The sequence below is a fragment of the uncultured Sphingomonas sp. genome, assembly GCF_964237155.1.
Lineage (GTDB): Bacteria > Pseudomonadota > Alphaproteobacteria > Sphingomonadales > Sphingomonadaceae > Sphingomonas.
Map to the genome: position 1 here is coordinate 1 of NZ_CAXSHH010000067.1, position 12940 is coordinate 12940.

The 12940-nt window shown below is 67.7% G+C and carries 13 protein-coding genes, 1 tRNA gene and 1 pseudogene; 5 read left to right on the top strand and 10 right to left on the bottom strand.

Going from position 1 to position 12940, the window contains the following annotated elements:
• Nucleotides 1–229: 229 nt before the first annotated feature.
• On the bottom strand, nucleotides 230–1519 hold the full coding sequence (locus ACFE71_RS12455) for a serine hydrolase domain-containing protein (protein ID WP_375429113.1): 1290 nt from the start codon (nucleotides 1517–1519) through the stop codon (nucleotides 230–232).
• Nucleotides 1520–2082: 563 nt separating this feature from the next.
• Nucleotides 2083–2937, bottom strand: coding sequence for a hypothetical protein (locus ACFE71_RS12460; RefSeq protein WP_375429114.1), 855 nt, complete (start codon nucleotides 2935–2937; stop codon nucleotides 2083–2085).
• A gap of 121 nt (nucleotides 2938–3058) precedes the next feature.
• Here ACFE71_RS12460 and trbG point away from each other — a divergent pair.
• From trbG to ACFE71_RS12480, 4 genes and pseudogenes are all read left to right on the top strand, one after another.
• Nucleotides 3059–3718, top strand: a pseudogene (gene trbG / locus ACFE71_RS12465) (P-type conjugative transfer protein TrbG); the annotation flags it as partial.
• The gene (locus tag ACFE71_RS12470) at nucleotides 3715–4944 is read left to right on the top strand and encodes a TrbI/VirB10 family protein (protein WP_375429115.1); all 1230 of its coding nucleotides are present in this window, start codon (nucleotides 3715–3717) and stop codon (nucleotides 4942–4944) included. The pseudogene trbG and the gene ACFE71_RS12470, both read left to right, overlap by 4 nt.
• Nucleotides 4941–5156, top strand: coding sequence for a DUF2274 domain-containing protein (locus tag ACFE71_RS12475; RefSeq protein ID WP_375429116.1), 216 nt, complete (start codon nucleotides 4941–4943; stop codon nucleotides 5154–5156). Before ACFE71_RS12470 ends, ACFE71_RS12475 begins: the two co-directional genes overlap by 4 nt.
• Nucleotides 5143–5379, top strand: coding sequence for a hypothetical protein (locus ACFE71_RS12480; RefSeq protein ID WP_375429117.1), 237 nt, complete (start codon nucleotides 5143–5145; stop codon nucleotides 5377–5379). Before ACFE71_RS12475 ends, ACFE71_RS12480 begins: the two co-directional genes overlap by 14 nt.
• Before the next feature lie 104 nt (nucleotides 5380–5483).
• Here ACFE71_RS12480 and ACFE71_RS12485 read toward each other — a convergent pair.
• Both ACFE71_RS12485 and recJ read right to left on the bottom strand, forming a co-directional pair.
• Nucleotides 5484–5558, bottom strand: a tRNA-Glu gene (locus ACFE71_RS12485).
• A gap of 40 nt (nucleotides 5559–5598) precedes the next feature.
• Nucleotides 5599–7353, bottom strand: a complete 1755-nt coding sequence (gene recJ / locus ACFE71_RS12490) for a single-stranded-DNA-specific exonuclease RecJ (RefSeq protein ID WP_375429118.1) — start codon at nucleotides 7351–7353, stop codon at nucleotides 5599–5601.
• A gap of 242 nt (nucleotides 7354–7595) precedes the next feature.
• Here recJ and ACFE71_RS12495 point away from each other — a divergent pair, with 242 nt between their 5' ends.
• Nucleotides 7596–7931 (top strand): hypothetical protein, encoded by a 336-nt coding sequence (locus ACFE71_RS12495; protein ID WP_375429119.1) that lies wholly within the window; start codon nucleotides 7596–7598, stop codon nucleotides 7929–7931.
• Here the strand turns inward: ACFE71_RS12495 and ACFE71_RS12500 are convergent.
• The 6 genes from ACFE71_RS12500 to ACFE71_RS12525 all read right to left on the bottom strand — a co-directional run.
• Nucleotides 7928–8620 (bottom strand): prolyl hydroxylase family protein, encoded by a 693-nt coding sequence (locus tag ACFE71_RS12500; RefSeq protein WP_375429120.1) that lies wholly within the window; start codon nucleotides 8618–8620, stop codon nucleotides 7928–7930. The two genes, ACFE71_RS12495 and ACFE71_RS12500, sit on opposite strands and share 4 nt — an antisense overlap.
• A 71-nt stretch (nucleotides 8621–8691) precedes the next feature.
• Complete coding sequence (locus ACFE71_RS12505) at nucleotides 8692–9663, bottom strand: RcnB family protein (RefSeq protein ID WP_375429121.1); 972 nt, start codon at nucleotides 9661–9663, stop codon at nucleotides 8692–8694.
• 106 nt (nucleotides 9664–9769) lie between these two features.
• Nucleotides 9770–10315, bottom strand: coding sequence for a (2Fe-2S)-binding protein (locus tag ACFE71_RS12510; protein ID WP_375429122.1), 546 nt, complete (start codon nucleotides 10313–10315; stop codon nucleotides 9770–9772).
• Nucleotides 10316–10415: 100 nt separating this feature from the next.
• On the bottom strand, nucleotides 10416–11171 hold the full coding sequence (locus ACFE71_RS12515) for a class II aldolase/adducin family protein (protein ID WP_375429123.1): 756 nt from the start codon (nucleotides 11169–11171) through the stop codon (nucleotides 10416–10418).
• A gap of 216 nt (nucleotides 11172–11387) precedes the next feature.
• Nucleotides 11388–12521: a CaiB/BaiF CoA transferase family protein gene (locus ACFE71_RS12520; protein ID WP_375429124.1), complete on the bottom strand. Its 1134-nt coding sequence runs from the start codon at nucleotides 12519–12521 to the stop codon at nucleotides 11388–11390.
• Between the two features lie 47 nt (nucleotides 12522–12568).
• Nucleotides 12569–12940 (bottom strand): aldehyde dehydrogenase family protein (locus tag ACFE71_RS12525; protein WP_375429125.1); only part of this gene is annotated, 372 nt, incomplete at its 5' end.

Consider the following 12940-nt stretch of genomic DNA (forward strand, 5'->3'; position numbering starts at 1 on the left):
CTAGCGCCGCGAGCGGTACCCCTGACGCGAAACCGCCATGCCGCGACCGGCCTTCGGGGCACATCGAGACGCGGACGGGCTTCCTACCGCGAGACCCATTTCCGGCCGTTCATGCCGACTTGACGCTTCCCAACTCCGGTCGATCGTTCATGTGGCTTCCGCCTCGGCCTGCAGCAGGCGCATTCAGCGTTCTGCTCGCTTTAGCAGGCTGAGCAACCGACCACGCTGATCACTGCAACGCTTGATAGATCAATGCTCTAAGTTTTCCATGGTCGTCGATGCTTTCGGCCGGTAGGAGCTGGGTCATGTAGACGACCGTGATCCGTTCCCGCGGATCCACCCAGTAGGTGCTGTGGTAGGCACCGCCCCAACCGAACTCGCCTACCGAACCGAGCTCACCTGCCCTGCCGACATCCGTGCGGATGCTGAAGCCGAGCCCGAATCCCTTTCCCGGAGAGTACGGGACCTCCACCAAGTGGTCGCTGGTCATCAGTTCCACAGACTTCCGGCTCAGGTAGCGCCGCCCGTCCAACTCTCCACCGCGGCGAAGCATCTCGAGGAACCGGCTGTAGTCAGCTGCCGTCGAAAGCAGCCCGGCACCTCCGGAGAAGGCGGTGCGAGGACCATCCACGTACTGGCCTTGACCCGGGAAGCCGCCGTCCTTCCATTCCCCCGGATCACCGGCGCGGCTGATCGAACCAGCTCCTACGGAATAGACAACGGCGAGCCTTTTGGCCTTCTCGCGGGGAGCGTAGAAGGACGTGTCCTTCATACCCAACGGGCGGATCAGCCGCTCGCTGAGGAAGGCGTTCAACGTCATGCCGCTCAGCTTCTCGACGACGACGCCCAAGATGTCGGTGCCGTAGCCGTAAACGAACTGCTCGCCCGGCTGCGCTGCCATTGGCAGGGCCGCCATGCGGGCGACGGCACTCGCGACGGGCTCTTTCCTGTCGGCCCAGTACCAGCCCAGGAAGCCGGCGTCGCGCCACGCCTTCTCGGCCGGACCGCTTCCGTAGGAGACGCCGGCTGTATGGGTAAGCAGGTCTCGGATGGTGATCGGCCGCTTGGCTGGAACGACATCGTACCTGCCGTTTGACGTCGGTACCGCGACTTTTGTCGACGACCATTCGGGCAGATGCTTGCCGACCGGATCGTTGAGCAGCAGCTTACCATCCTCCAGGAGCATCATTACCGCGACGCTGGTCAGCGCCTTGGTCTGCGAAGCGATGCGGAAGATGGTTTCCTGCCGCATGGGCGCGCGCGCCTCTTTGTCCCGCCAGCCGATCGCGGTCGAGAAGACGGTGCGCCCATCCTGCTGGATCTGCACCACCGCGCCGGCGATCCGACCTTGATCAACATAGCTTTGCAGCAGCTGATTGACGCTGGCCAGGCGCTCGGCCGAAAGTCTGCCCGCGTCCCGAGACTGGGAGATCTGAGTTGACGCTTGCCCGTCCACACCGCGCGCGAGCGCCGGTACGGTCAGCAAGGGCAATGCGATCAGCGATGCTAATTTGAACATTTCTGTCTCCGTCGCCTACTGGCCAGGCGTGGTAACTACGAGCGTCTGCCAAAGGAACCGGCGACCACCGAGCGACTGTACAGCAACGGTTCCGACGGCGGCCGTGCTACCGTGCCTGCAGTGCGAGCGTCCGGTATTTGGACCCAGAAGTGGCCGTTCAGAGCGCTCTTCCCGCTTCCTGATTTCCGCCGCTTGTTCATGTTGTCGCAGCGGTAATGCAAGGCGCGGAGGTTTACTGGGCTGAGCGGGTGTTTTTGAAGCCTCGCCGCCTCCAAAAAATATTCCGGGTGCCGCCTCGTGGGGAACGTCGTCCCGCCTAAAGGGCGAGCACCACGCAGCCGGTTGAACGGTCGAGTGGGTAGCGGGCGCCGTGAATTGTCCGGGTAGCCGGGCCCATCGAAGCGCAAGCGATTATCAGGCCCTGGAAGAACGCTGCCACCCGCGACGTGGACGCCGAGGTCACGCCGTCGGCCATGCCGCTCTTCCAGCACCCAGATCGGCAGACGCGTGACAGACACGTCCGTCAACACCCGCCGCGTCTGCGTAAGACGCACGCGAGGACATCAGCCCGGGAAAACGTTCTGGATGATCGGAATGGAGAAGGCGTGCGCCAGTCTCGTGACTCCGGCAGGAGCGGATCCGCCGAGCACCAGCGTGACCGACACGTCGTAGGGCTTGTCGGCGACGCTTGATCGCGCGTTCAGCACCGCCCGGTATTTCACGCATTGGTAGACGCCGCGCGCCATGTCGCCTTCGCTGGAGATGTGGGACTTGATCTCGACTGCCATCCTCCACGCCTTGCCCTCGAACAGCACGTCGACGACATCGCCGGAGGGCAACGGCTGTTCGGTCAGCCCGGTCGCTTGAGAAGCGCTTAGGCCGACGATCTCGGGATGACATGCAACGAAATCTTTGAGCGTCCGGTGTTCGGAGCCCTCTCCTCCGCCGCGTCCGCTGTTGGTCGCCTCTTCGCTGATATTGTCGAGACCATGGGGTGGCTCCACCCCAAGCAGGCCGAGAACTTCTTCCCAATGCGAATATGCATAAATCTCGCCGTGAACGCGGAGGAGCGCGGCGGCCCTCTGCCGCTTCGTGCGGGCCTGCCGAAACGACCGGCTCATGAACTTGTTTACGCCATGCCCGGGAAGACCGGTGGCTTTGTTCACGATAAGCGACTGTAGGGGCGGCGGCGGGCGGCGCCTCCACCCCTTCATCTTGCCAATCTCCCCTAGGGCCTCAGCTATCCACCCCGCCGCTCGCTGCTGGACCGGCCAGTGGTGGCTCATACCCAGTTCGCGTGCGACCGCGCCGTAGGTAAGTGGATGTTCGCTCCTCGCCTGACGCACCAGTATCGGCGCCATCGCCACCGCCCAGTCGGATGACCTCGTCCCGTCGTTCCACCAGTTGAGCGCCGGCATTGGGTCTCCTCCCTAATGCCTGTCTGACTCCGAACCGGCCGCGACGGTCAACGATTGCTCGACGACTCACAAGGCGGCATGCAGCCCCGGTCGGCGGCTCACCAAAACCGGACATCCGTTCTACACGGCGCCCGAGCGGGTCAGCGACGTCGCGCTCCAGCCCGGCGAGACGCTCGTGTCGGTCGCGGCCGGCGACACCGCCCGATGGACGGTCGGCGATACGTCGAGCGGCACGGGTGAGGGCAAGCGCACCCACATCCTGGTCAAGCCGTTCGCGCCGGGCTTGCGCACCAATCTCATGATCGCGACCGACCGGCGCACCCACCATCTTCAGCTCGAAAGCACGGCCGCGACCGCGATGGCGGCGATCTCGTGAACCTATCCGCAGGATGCGCTGCTGGCGATCATGCGCGCCAACGTGGCTGCCGAGGCCGCGGCACCGGTCGCATCGGGGTTTTAGGTCGACGCGCTCAGGTTCGGCTATAGAATCGACGGCGACGATCCGCCTTGGCGGCCCTTACGCGCGTTCGATGACGGCCGGCAGACCTTCATCGAGTTCCCCGCCACCATCGCGGTGACCGAGGCGCCGCCGCTGTTCCTGCTCGGTAGCAAAGGCGAAGCCGAGCTCGTCAACTACTGGGTGCGCGGGCGTTACTACATAGTCGACCGGCTGTTCGACCGGGCCGAACTGCGGCTGGGGACCAAGCCCCAGCAGGTTGTCAGGATCAGCCGTGTGGCCGAGGAGCCGGCGCGCGGGCGGGGTAGGGGTCGGCGGCTGTGACCGAGGCTCCCGAACCGGCGGTCCTGCCAAAGCTTGATCCGGAAACGATGGTGCTGCGTGGCCGGCCAGTCCGCGTCGTGCGGTTCCGGCGCGGCGTAGTGATCGGCATCGCGGCACTGGGCTCGACCGCGCTCGTCGGGGTCGCCTGGGTGGCGCTCAAGCCGCCCACGTTCCGCGTCGTCGCGAGCGAAGATGACCGGCCGGAGGAGGGCGCGGAGGCGTCACTCGACGCGCTGACGAACGCGCCCAAGACCTACGGCGACGTGCCGGTGCTTGGGCCGCCTTTGCCGGGCGATTTGGGCCGCCCCATCCTGAGCGCCGAGCGAAAGGCGCAAGGTGCGCAGACCGGCCCCGATCCGGCCGAGGAGCAAGCGACGCGTTTGAAGCAGCGGGCCGAGGCCGAGCGCGAGCGGCTCGCCGCCGAGCGGAAGGCTGCCCGCGAGTCCGGCGTGCTGGTCCAGACTTCCGGCACGGCCAGGCCAACTGCGGCGGCCACGCCCGTCAGCGCAGAGTCGTCGCCGACCGAGCCGGGCGGTGCGTCCGCTATCCCGCGGCTCGCGCTCGATCCGGCGCGTGATCTAGGCGGCCAGCAAGGCAAGGTCGACCTCCTGGCTGATGGTGGTCGCGGGCAGGACACGAACCCGCACGCGCTCACGCCTGCCCCGTCGCCGTACACAATCTTGGCGGGTAGCGTCATCGCGGCGAGCCTCATCACTGGCCTCAACTCCGACTTGCCCGGGCTCGTGACGGCGCAGGTGACGCAGAACGTCCACGACAGCGCGACCGGGAGCACGCTCCTGATCCCGCAAGGGTCGCGGCTGATCGGCAGCTATGACAGCGTGGTCGCGTTCGGGCAGACGCGCGCGCTGGTCGTCTGGCAGCGTATCATCCTGCCGAACGGATCGTCGCTCCGGATCGACAACATGCCGGCGAGCGACGCTCGAGGGTTCGCCGGCCTGGCCGACAAGGTAGACCTGCACACCTGGCAACTCCTGAAAGGCGTGGCATTGTCGACGCTCCTCGGCGTCGGCACGGAGCTTAGCATCGGCGGTGAGGGCGACCTCGTGCGCGCCGTTCGCGAGTCGACGCAGCAGAACGCTTCGCGCGCTGGCGACCAGATCGTCTCCAAGAACCTCAACATCCAGCCGACGATCACCGTGCGACCGGGCTGGTCGCTGCGCGTGGTCGTCAACAAGGATCTGGTGCTCGAACCCTGGAACGGATGATGCTGAAATTGCCCAAGCTGCCTGACCGGGTGACGGTCAAAATCAGTCTCACGCCGGAGCTCAATCAAGCCCTTGCCGACTACGCGGTGCTGTACGCTGAGACCTACGGACAGCCCGAGCCGATCACCGAACTAATCCCCGCGATGCTGAAAGGCTTTCTCGACAGTGATCGGCGTTTCGCTAGCCCGAGACGATCCGATGCGTCTCGCTAGAAATCAAGCCGCCGGTGGTGATCAGCGCGCCGCTCCAGACCCGCTCACGATCCGCATACCGGCCGCCGTGACCATGCTGGGATTGGGTCGGTCTAAACTGTATGAGTTGATGGACGACAATCTCATCACGATCATCAAAGTAGGCCGATCACGCCTCGTCGTCGTGGAGAGTCTGCGCGCTTTCGTAACGTCGCGCGCCTTTACCGAGCGCTCTGATCTCTAGCTGCCAAAATTATTTATCCGCTCGTATCTGCCGATTTCCGCCAATGTATTTTGCACGAATTCTAAACGGGCGGATGGACGTAAGAGCTAAGCCATTGTTTTCGCTGGTGACCCCTACGGGACTCGAACCCGTGTCTCAGCCGTGAAAGGGCCGCGTCCTAACCACTAGACGAAGGGGCCAGCGGCGGCGGACCTATGGGCGATCCCTCCGCACGTCAAGTTAGGCGACCCAGGCGGCGTCCTCGACATGGAGTTCGGCGGCGGGCTTCGAACTCCAATCGTCGAGCTTGGCGCGACCCGCCAACCATAGGCGGCGGTGGGGCGGCGCGCCGAGCAGGGCCTGGCCGAGCGGACTGTCCGCTTGACGGAAGGCCATGGCCTTCAGGCTGCGGCCGTCCTCGCCCGCGACGACCGCGCGGACATGGCCGTTGCCGACGATGTCGGCGCGGACCACGCGGACGGGGCCGGCGGCGACGCGCGGGGCGGGCCAGCCCGCGCCGTAAGGGCCGCCCGCCTCCATCGCCTCGACCAGGTCGCGCGTCACGCCGCCGGTCGCGAGCACCGCGTCGACCAGCAGCGCGCGGTCGACGGTCGCGCGCTCGACCGCGTCGCCGAGCCGCTCTTCGAGGAACGCGGCGAAGTCGGCGATACGGTCCGCGGCGATCGTCAGCCCGGCGGCCATCGCATGTCCGCCGCCCGCGACGAGCAGCCCGTGTTCCTTGGCCGCGAGCACCGCCGCGCCGAGATCGACGCCTGCGATCGAGCGGCCCGACCCCTTGCCGACACCGTGCTCGTCGACCGCGATGACGACGGCTGGGCGACCGAACTTCTCCTTCAGGCGGCCCGCGACGATGCCGATGACGCCGGGGTGCCAGCCGTGCCCGGACACGACCGCGATACGGGCGCCCGCGCTGGTCATTTCCTCGGCCGCGCCCTGGACGCCGCCCTCGATCGTGCGGCGATCCTCGTTCAGCCGGTCGAGTTCGGACGCGATCCGGCGCGCTTCGTCGGGATCGTCGGTGACGAGGAGGCGGACGCCGAGGTCTGCGCGACCCACGCGCCCCCCGGCGTTGATGCGCGGCCCGAGCGCGAAGCCGAGATCGGCGCAGGTCGGCGAGCGGGTAAGCCGCGAGGCGTCGATCAGCGCGGCGAGGCCAATGTTGCGACGCCGGCTCATGACCTTCAGCCCCTGCGCCACGAAGGCGCGGTTGAGACCGCGAAGCTGGGCCACGTCGGCGACGGTGCCGAGCGCGACCATGTCGAGCAGGTCGATCAGCTTGGGCTCGGGGCGGCCCGAGAAATACCCGCGTGCCCGGAGCGTCCGGACGAGCGCGGCGGCGAGGACGAAGCAGACGCCGACCGCCGCGAGGTGGCCGTGCGCAGCGCCGCCGACCTCGTCCAGGCGGTTGGGATTGACGAAGGCGTGCGCGTGCGGGAGCTCGGAGGCGCATTTATGGTGGTCGACGACGACCACGTCGACTTCCGCGTCGCGCGCCGCCGCCAGCGCCTCGAACGCCTGCGCGCCGCAATCGACGGTGACGATCAGCGTCGCGCCCTCGGCGGCCAGGCGGACGAGCGCCGCGCCGGATGGGCCGTAGCCTTCGAGGAGACGATCGGGGATGTAGGGCCGCGCCGTGAGCCCGAGATCGCGGAGCACGCGGATCATCAGCGCCGCCGAGGTGGCGCCGTCGACATCGTAATCGCCGAAGATCGCGACCTGCTCGCCCGCCTCGACCGCGTCGGCGAGGCGATCGGCGGCGCGGTCCATGTCGCGGAAGATGCTGGGATCGGGCATGAAACCCCGGATCGAAGGCAGGCGGTGCTCGTCGAGGTCCTCACGCGGGCAGCCGCGCGCGAGCAGGAGCTGGGTCACCAGATCGTCGGGTGTAAGCCCGTCGCGCGCATCGGCCGCAAGCGCGCGCCATCGCCAGGGCTGGCCGAGGATCGAGCGGGCGACGCCGAGGACGGGGGTCATCGGGCGCGTCCAAACCTGAACAAGTTTAGGAAAGTATAGGCGTACACGCGGTTTGGGCGGAAACACCCGGCGGGGTGGGACCATATTAGCAAGGCAGGGTTGGACGGCATTTGTTCCGCCTATGCCCGGCTATGCGGTTGTAGGACAGAGGCTTTGCGCGATAGCCACGAAGCGGTCGACCGCTGGGAGCCGAGTCATCCTTCGAAGCGTTGAGGTGAGTAAGGTGTAAATGGGAGATCACCGTGGACCAATCCATTGAACCTCTGACTGCAGACGAGATGATCGATGAGGAGTTGGCGGCGAACGACGCCGAAGAGGCGGAGGAACTCGGCGTCGTTCCCTATGCGCCCGACCCGCGCTCGCTTTGGGGAGCGGAGGGCGCGCGGGCGATGATGGTGGTACTGACGCGGCGGTTCGGGTCCGACTTCGCGAAGGAGGTCCACAACGAGCTCGCGTCGCGGACGCTGGGTTATCAGGCGGGATGTCCGGACGACCGGCGTGACGGGAACGAGATGCAGGCGCTGCTGTGCGACAAGTTCTGGGACGAGCTGTTCGCGGTGGAGGGTAACGCGGCCTAATCGCGCAGCCAGTTACCCTCACGAAACCATTTGGTGACGATGTACTTCACGCCCTCCACGACAGGCATGCCTTCGTGGATCGTCGCGTCATTGGGGCTGCCGTCCGCGCCCATGTTGTTCCAGGCGAGGAGCAGCCCGCGGCGCGGGGCGACGCGGACGCCGGCGCGCGGGAACCAGGTCGCGCCGCCCTCGGGCACGTCGTTCAAGTAGATCATCGCGGTCCAGGTACGCTGGCCGCCCGACGCCGCCATGGCGGGCCAATAGCTCTCGCGGTCGCTGAAATAGTCGTGATGCGCGCGGAACTGCTGGCCCGGAGCGTAACGCTGGCCCTGCATCGTCTCGCCGTGGGCTGGGTCGAGGCCGAGCAGGGCGGCGATCGCCTCATCGATCGGGCGGACATCGGGGGACCAGCGATCCATGTCGCAGCTTTCGCTGGTGCGGAAGCCGGTACCGGCGCGGTCGGACAGCAGCGTGGACGGGCGGCGGTTGGCGTCGATCAACTCGATCAGCGCCTCGCACTGGCGAGTGTCGAGGAAGCCCAGATGCTGGAACATGCTTGCCGCCTCGGTCGGGGTGCGGCGGACATGGGGGTTGGCGAGAAGGCTGGCGGCGACCTCCTCGCCGAAGCGCGCGCGGATTGGCGAGGTGGTGGAGGCGGTTGGGGCCTGGGGTTTGCGGCTGAAGAACATGACCGCCCCAAGATGCTGGACGGATCGTCGTAGGACAAGTGGGCCGGGCCGAAGCCCGACCCCCGCCATGCTCAGTAGAAGATGTGGTACACCACATCGATCACGCGCCCCGTGCGCAGATCGACGAGCAACGCGTCACCATGATAGCGCACCCAACGGTATGGGCCGTAGGCGGGCGGCAGGCGATAGGCGTACGGATCGTTGAGCCAGTAATCCCGCGCGAAGAGCGAGCGCGAGAGCTGGACGCCCAAGCCGAACCGGCGGTAGCCATAGCCTGCGCCTTGCGGGGCGTAATAGCGCGGCAGGCGGTAAGCATCGCGGTTGCGGAGCCGGGCGCGATTCCAGTCGTAGCGGCCGTCGTTCCGCCACCCGCGATTCCAGACTTGGCCGCCGCGATACGGATCGACGCTGCGGCCGTCGAATCGGCGGTCGCCTCGGCGGTCCTGAAACCGGTCGCGGTCGCCAAGCCGATCGCCGTCGCGGTCGTCGAAGCGGCGGTCGTTCCGAAGGCCGCCACGATTGTCGAACCGATCACGTCGGCGTCCGAGTTCATCCCGGCGTAGGTCGGGGCGGTTCTCCGAACGGTCACGGCGTCCGTTCCGAAGATCGGTCTGGTAGTCGGCGGGGTCGACGTCGCCGGTGGATCGAACGACTTGCTGATCACGCCTGTCCGAACGCCGGAAACCACCGTCCGCGCGACCGGGGCGCTCGACCGGAACCGGATCGATCCGGTCGGGGCGGGGCTCGCGGTCGATGTCCATGTCCGGCCGTCCGATCTCCGCGCGGTCGCGGCGTCGATCGGGTAGGCCGTCGCCGTCGCGGTCGCGACGTGGGCGGTCGACGCTCGGGGTCGGGGCCTCGACGGCGGCGCCGCTTTCCAAGCGTTCGGCGCGGCGTTCCAACCGCTCGGCGCGGCGCTCCTGCCGTTCCTGGCGGTCGACGTCGGTGGTCGCCGGTCCGCCGTAGTCCCGACGCTGCGCGCTCGCGCCGAATGGCGCGTATGCGGTCGCCGCGAGCAACAATCCCACCACCAGACGCTTCATGGCTTCAACTCCTCGCTCGACCGGGCGGAGGCCGCTGTCGACCGTCGACCGTTATGCGTCATGGGTTGAGCCGGTGCTGAACCGCATCGTCAGCGAAACGACAGGATCAGCGAGCGGGCGACGGCGCAAGGGCCGGAACGGTGCGGGCGGCGTCATCGGCGTCGATGCCGGGACGCGCGCCTGCGGGGATCACCTCCTCGCCGCGCATGGCCCGCGCCGCGCGACCGATCGCCTCGACCAGGCGGGGATAGACGCCGCAGCGGCACAGGTTGGTGATGCGCTCGCGGATCACCGCCTCGGTCGGGTCGGCGTCGCGGCGGAGCAGCGCCTGCGCGGCCATGATGACGCCGGGAATACAGAAGCCGCATTGGACGACGTTGTCGTGGAGGAAGGCGAGCTGGAGCGGATGGCTGCGCTCGCGCGACAACCCCTCGATCGTCGTGACGGCGCTGCCCTCGATCGTGCCGATGGGGACGCGGCAGGAGGCGCGCGCGGCCCCGTCGATATCGACGATGCACGCGCCGCAATGCCCGGTGCCGCAGCCGTATTTGGTCCCCGTCAGGTTGGACGCGTCGCGGAGCGCCCAGAGCAGGGGAGTTTCGGGATCGAGGCGATATTCGACGGGCTGGTCGTTGACGGTAAAGCGCATCAAACCCTCGCCGGGACGGGGGAAGGGATGAGCCGGTCGGGTGAACGCATGCGGGCGGGCATGCCCTCCCCCGGCCCGTCCCGCAAGCGGGAGGGGAGCGGGCCTAGTCGCGCCAGCCGGTGTCGATCTTGTCGACCTTACGCACCATCGCCGCGAAGTCGGCCGCGCCCGTCTTGGCGGAGGCCGACGTCCTGTGGAGGTCGCGCTGATGAACGGCGACCACCTCCGGCGCGATCTCGAGGGGTACGCCCATGCTGAGCGTCGCGAGCTGGATCTCGCAGGCGCGCTGGAGCGCCCAATGTTTCACGAACGCCTCGGGCAGGGTGCGGCCCATGACGAGGATGCCGTGGTTGCGCAGGAACATCATCCGCTTGGCGCCGAGATTGGCGACGAGGCGCTCGCCCTCCTCCGACCGGACGGTCACGCCCTCGAAATCGTGATAGGCGATCTGGCCGGCGAAGTTGCAGGCGTAGAAGTTGATCGGGCGCAGGCCGCCCTCGACCGAGGAGACCGCCATGCCCGCTGTGGTGTGGGTGTGCATGATGCAGTGAGCGTCAGGCAGGTTCTTGTGGAAGACCGCATGCTGGACGAAGCCGGCGAGGTTCACGGGGTAGGGATTGTCGTCGAGCTTGTTGCCGTCGATGTCGATCTTGACGAGGTTCGACGCCGTCACTTCGGAGAAGTGGAGGCCGAAGGGGTTGATGAGGAACGCGCCCTCCTCATCCAGCTTCACGGTAATGTGGTTGTAGATCATCTCGGACCAGCCGAGCATGTCGAAGACGCGGTAGCAGGCGGCGAGCTCCTGGCGCGCCTCCCATTCGGCGGCGGATGTCTGGGGCTGGCGAAGGGCGGTGGCCATGGCGGGCTCTCCTGATCTGGTTGCCGTCTTTATGCCATGAGCGGGAGGCGGCGGCAATCAGTGGGCCAGGTCGGCGATCTCCGAGGACGAGAGGCCGAGGTCGGTCAGGACGGCGCGATCCTGACGATTCGCCGCCTCACTCACCCGAGCAATGGCCCATGGCGTGGAAGCCCAAGACCGTGCCGGCGAGGACGGCAGCGCCTTGGTCACCCCGGGTCAAGCCCGGGGTGACGCGAGGATGGGGGCCGCTCTTCCGAGACTCAGCTCCGCGTCGCTGAAGCGGATGGGGGTGCGTAGGCCGGGGAGGGCGGTGCCGTCCTCGCGGGCGACCTCGATGCGCATGCCGCGATGGATCACCTGGGGGTCGTCGAAGGCTTGGGCGACGGTGTTGATCGGTCCGGCGGGGACGTTCGCCGCCTCCAGCCGGGCAAGCAGGTCGTCGCGGGGGAAGGCGCGGCACCTTTCCTCTATCGCGGCGAATAGCACGGCCTTGTGCTCGAGCCGTAGAGCGTTGGTGGCGTAGCGCGGGTCGGCTCCGTCGAGGCCGACGACCTCCGAAAACCGCCCGAACTGCGCGTCGTTGCCGACCGCCAGGATGAACCAGCCGTCGGCGCAGGGGAAGACCGCGTACGGGCTGACGTTCATGTGCGCGTTGCCGACGCGGGGCGGGGTTACGCCGGTCAGCATGTAGTTCATCGCTTGGTTGGCGAGGACGCCGGTCATGGTGTCGAGCAGCGCCATGTCGATCCGCTGCCCGCGCCCCGTTCGTTCGCGCATGTGGAGCGCGGCCTGGATCGCGATCACCGAATACAAGCCGGTGAAAAGGTCGGCGAAGGCGACGCCCGATTTCTGCGGCGCGCCGTCCGGCTCGCCGGTCAGGTCCATGATCCCGCCCATCCCCTGGATGATGAAGTCGTAGCCGGGGCGGTGCGCGTAAGGGCCGTCCTGGCCGAAGCCGGTGATCGAGCAATAGACGAGGCGCGGGTTGAGCGCGGACAGGGCGGCGTAGTCGAGGCCGTATTTGGCGAGCCCGCCGACCTTGAAATTCTCGATCAGCACGTCGGCGTCGGCCACGAGATCGCGGACGAGCTGCTGGCCCTCGGGCGTGGCGAAGTCGGCGACGACGACGCGTTTGCCCCGGTTGCAGGCGTGGTAATAGCCCGCTGTCCGCCCGCCGTCCGGATCGGAAACGAAGGGTGGGCCCCATGTGCGGGTGTCGTCGCCGCCCGGTCCCTCGACCTTGACCACCTCCGCGCCCAGGTCGGCGAGCACCTGCCCCGCCCACGGACCGGCGAGGATGCGGGCGAGTTCGATGACCTTGATGCCGTGGAGGGGATGGGGGGACTGCATGGTCCGCCGTACCCCGTGGCGGGCGGGAGTGCGAGCGGTCGCGCGTTCTAAGGGCGGACCTGGCCGGTGCCGCGCACCACGTAGCGGAAGGTGGTGAGCTGTTCGGGGCCGACGGGGCCGCGCGCATGGAGCTTGCCGGTGGCGATGCCGATCTCCGCGCCGAAGCCGAACTCGCCGCCGTCGGCGAACTGGGTGGAGGCGTTCCAGAGCACGATCGCGCTGTCGACGCGGGCGAGGAATTGCTCGGCGGCGGCGGGGTCGTCGGCGACGATCGCTTCGGTATGACCAGTGCCGTAGCGGGCGATGTGCGCGACCGCCTCGTCGAGGCCGCCGACGACGCGCACCGCCAGGACGGGCGCGAGGAACTCGGTCGACCAGTCGGCCTCGGTCGCGGGCGTCATCGGCACGATCCCCGCCGC

What these genes read in the sequence shown, in the direction of transcription:
- ACFE71_RS12520 (WP_375429124.1), bottom strand. Translation starts at nt 12,521, where the DNA reads ATGCAGTCCCCCCATCCCCTCCACGGCATCAAGGTCATCGAACTCGCC.
- ACFE71_RS12455 (WP_375429113.1), bottom strand. Translation starts at nt 1,519, where the DNA reads ATGTTCAAATTAGCATCGCTGATCGCATTGCCCTTGCTGACCGTACCG.
- ACFE71_RS12500 (WP_375429120.1), bottom strand. Translation starts at nt 8,620, where the DNA reads ATGTTCTTCAGCCGCAAACCCCAGGCCCCAACCGCCTCCACCACCTCG.
- ACFE71_RS12480 (WP_375429117.1), top strand. Translation starts at nt 5,143, where the DNA reads ATGCGTCTCGCTAGAAATCAAGCCGCCGGTGGTGATCAGCGCGCCGCT.
- ACFE71_RS12460 (WP_375429114.1), bottom strand. Translation starts at nt 2,937, where the DNA reads ATGCCGGCGCTCAACTGGTGGAACGACGGGACGAGGTCATCCGACTGG.
- recJ (WP_375429118.1), bottom strand. Translation starts at nt 7,353, where the DNA reads ATGACCCCCGTCCTCGGCGTCGCCCGCTCGATCCTCGGCCAGCCCTGG.
- ACFE71_RS12475 (WP_375429116.1), top strand. Translation starts at nt 4,941, where the DNA reads ATGATGCTGAAATTGCCCAAGCTGCCTGACCGGGTGACGGTCAAAATC.
- ACFE71_RS12505 (WP_375429121.1), bottom strand. Translation starts at nt 9,663, where the DNA reads ATGAAGCGTCTGGTGGTGGGATTGTTGCTCGCGGCGACCGCATACGCG.
- ACFE71_RS12515 (WP_375429123.1), bottom strand. Translation starts at nt 11,171, where the DNA reads ATGGCCACCGCCCTTCGCCAGCCCCAGACATCCGCCGCCGAATGGGAG.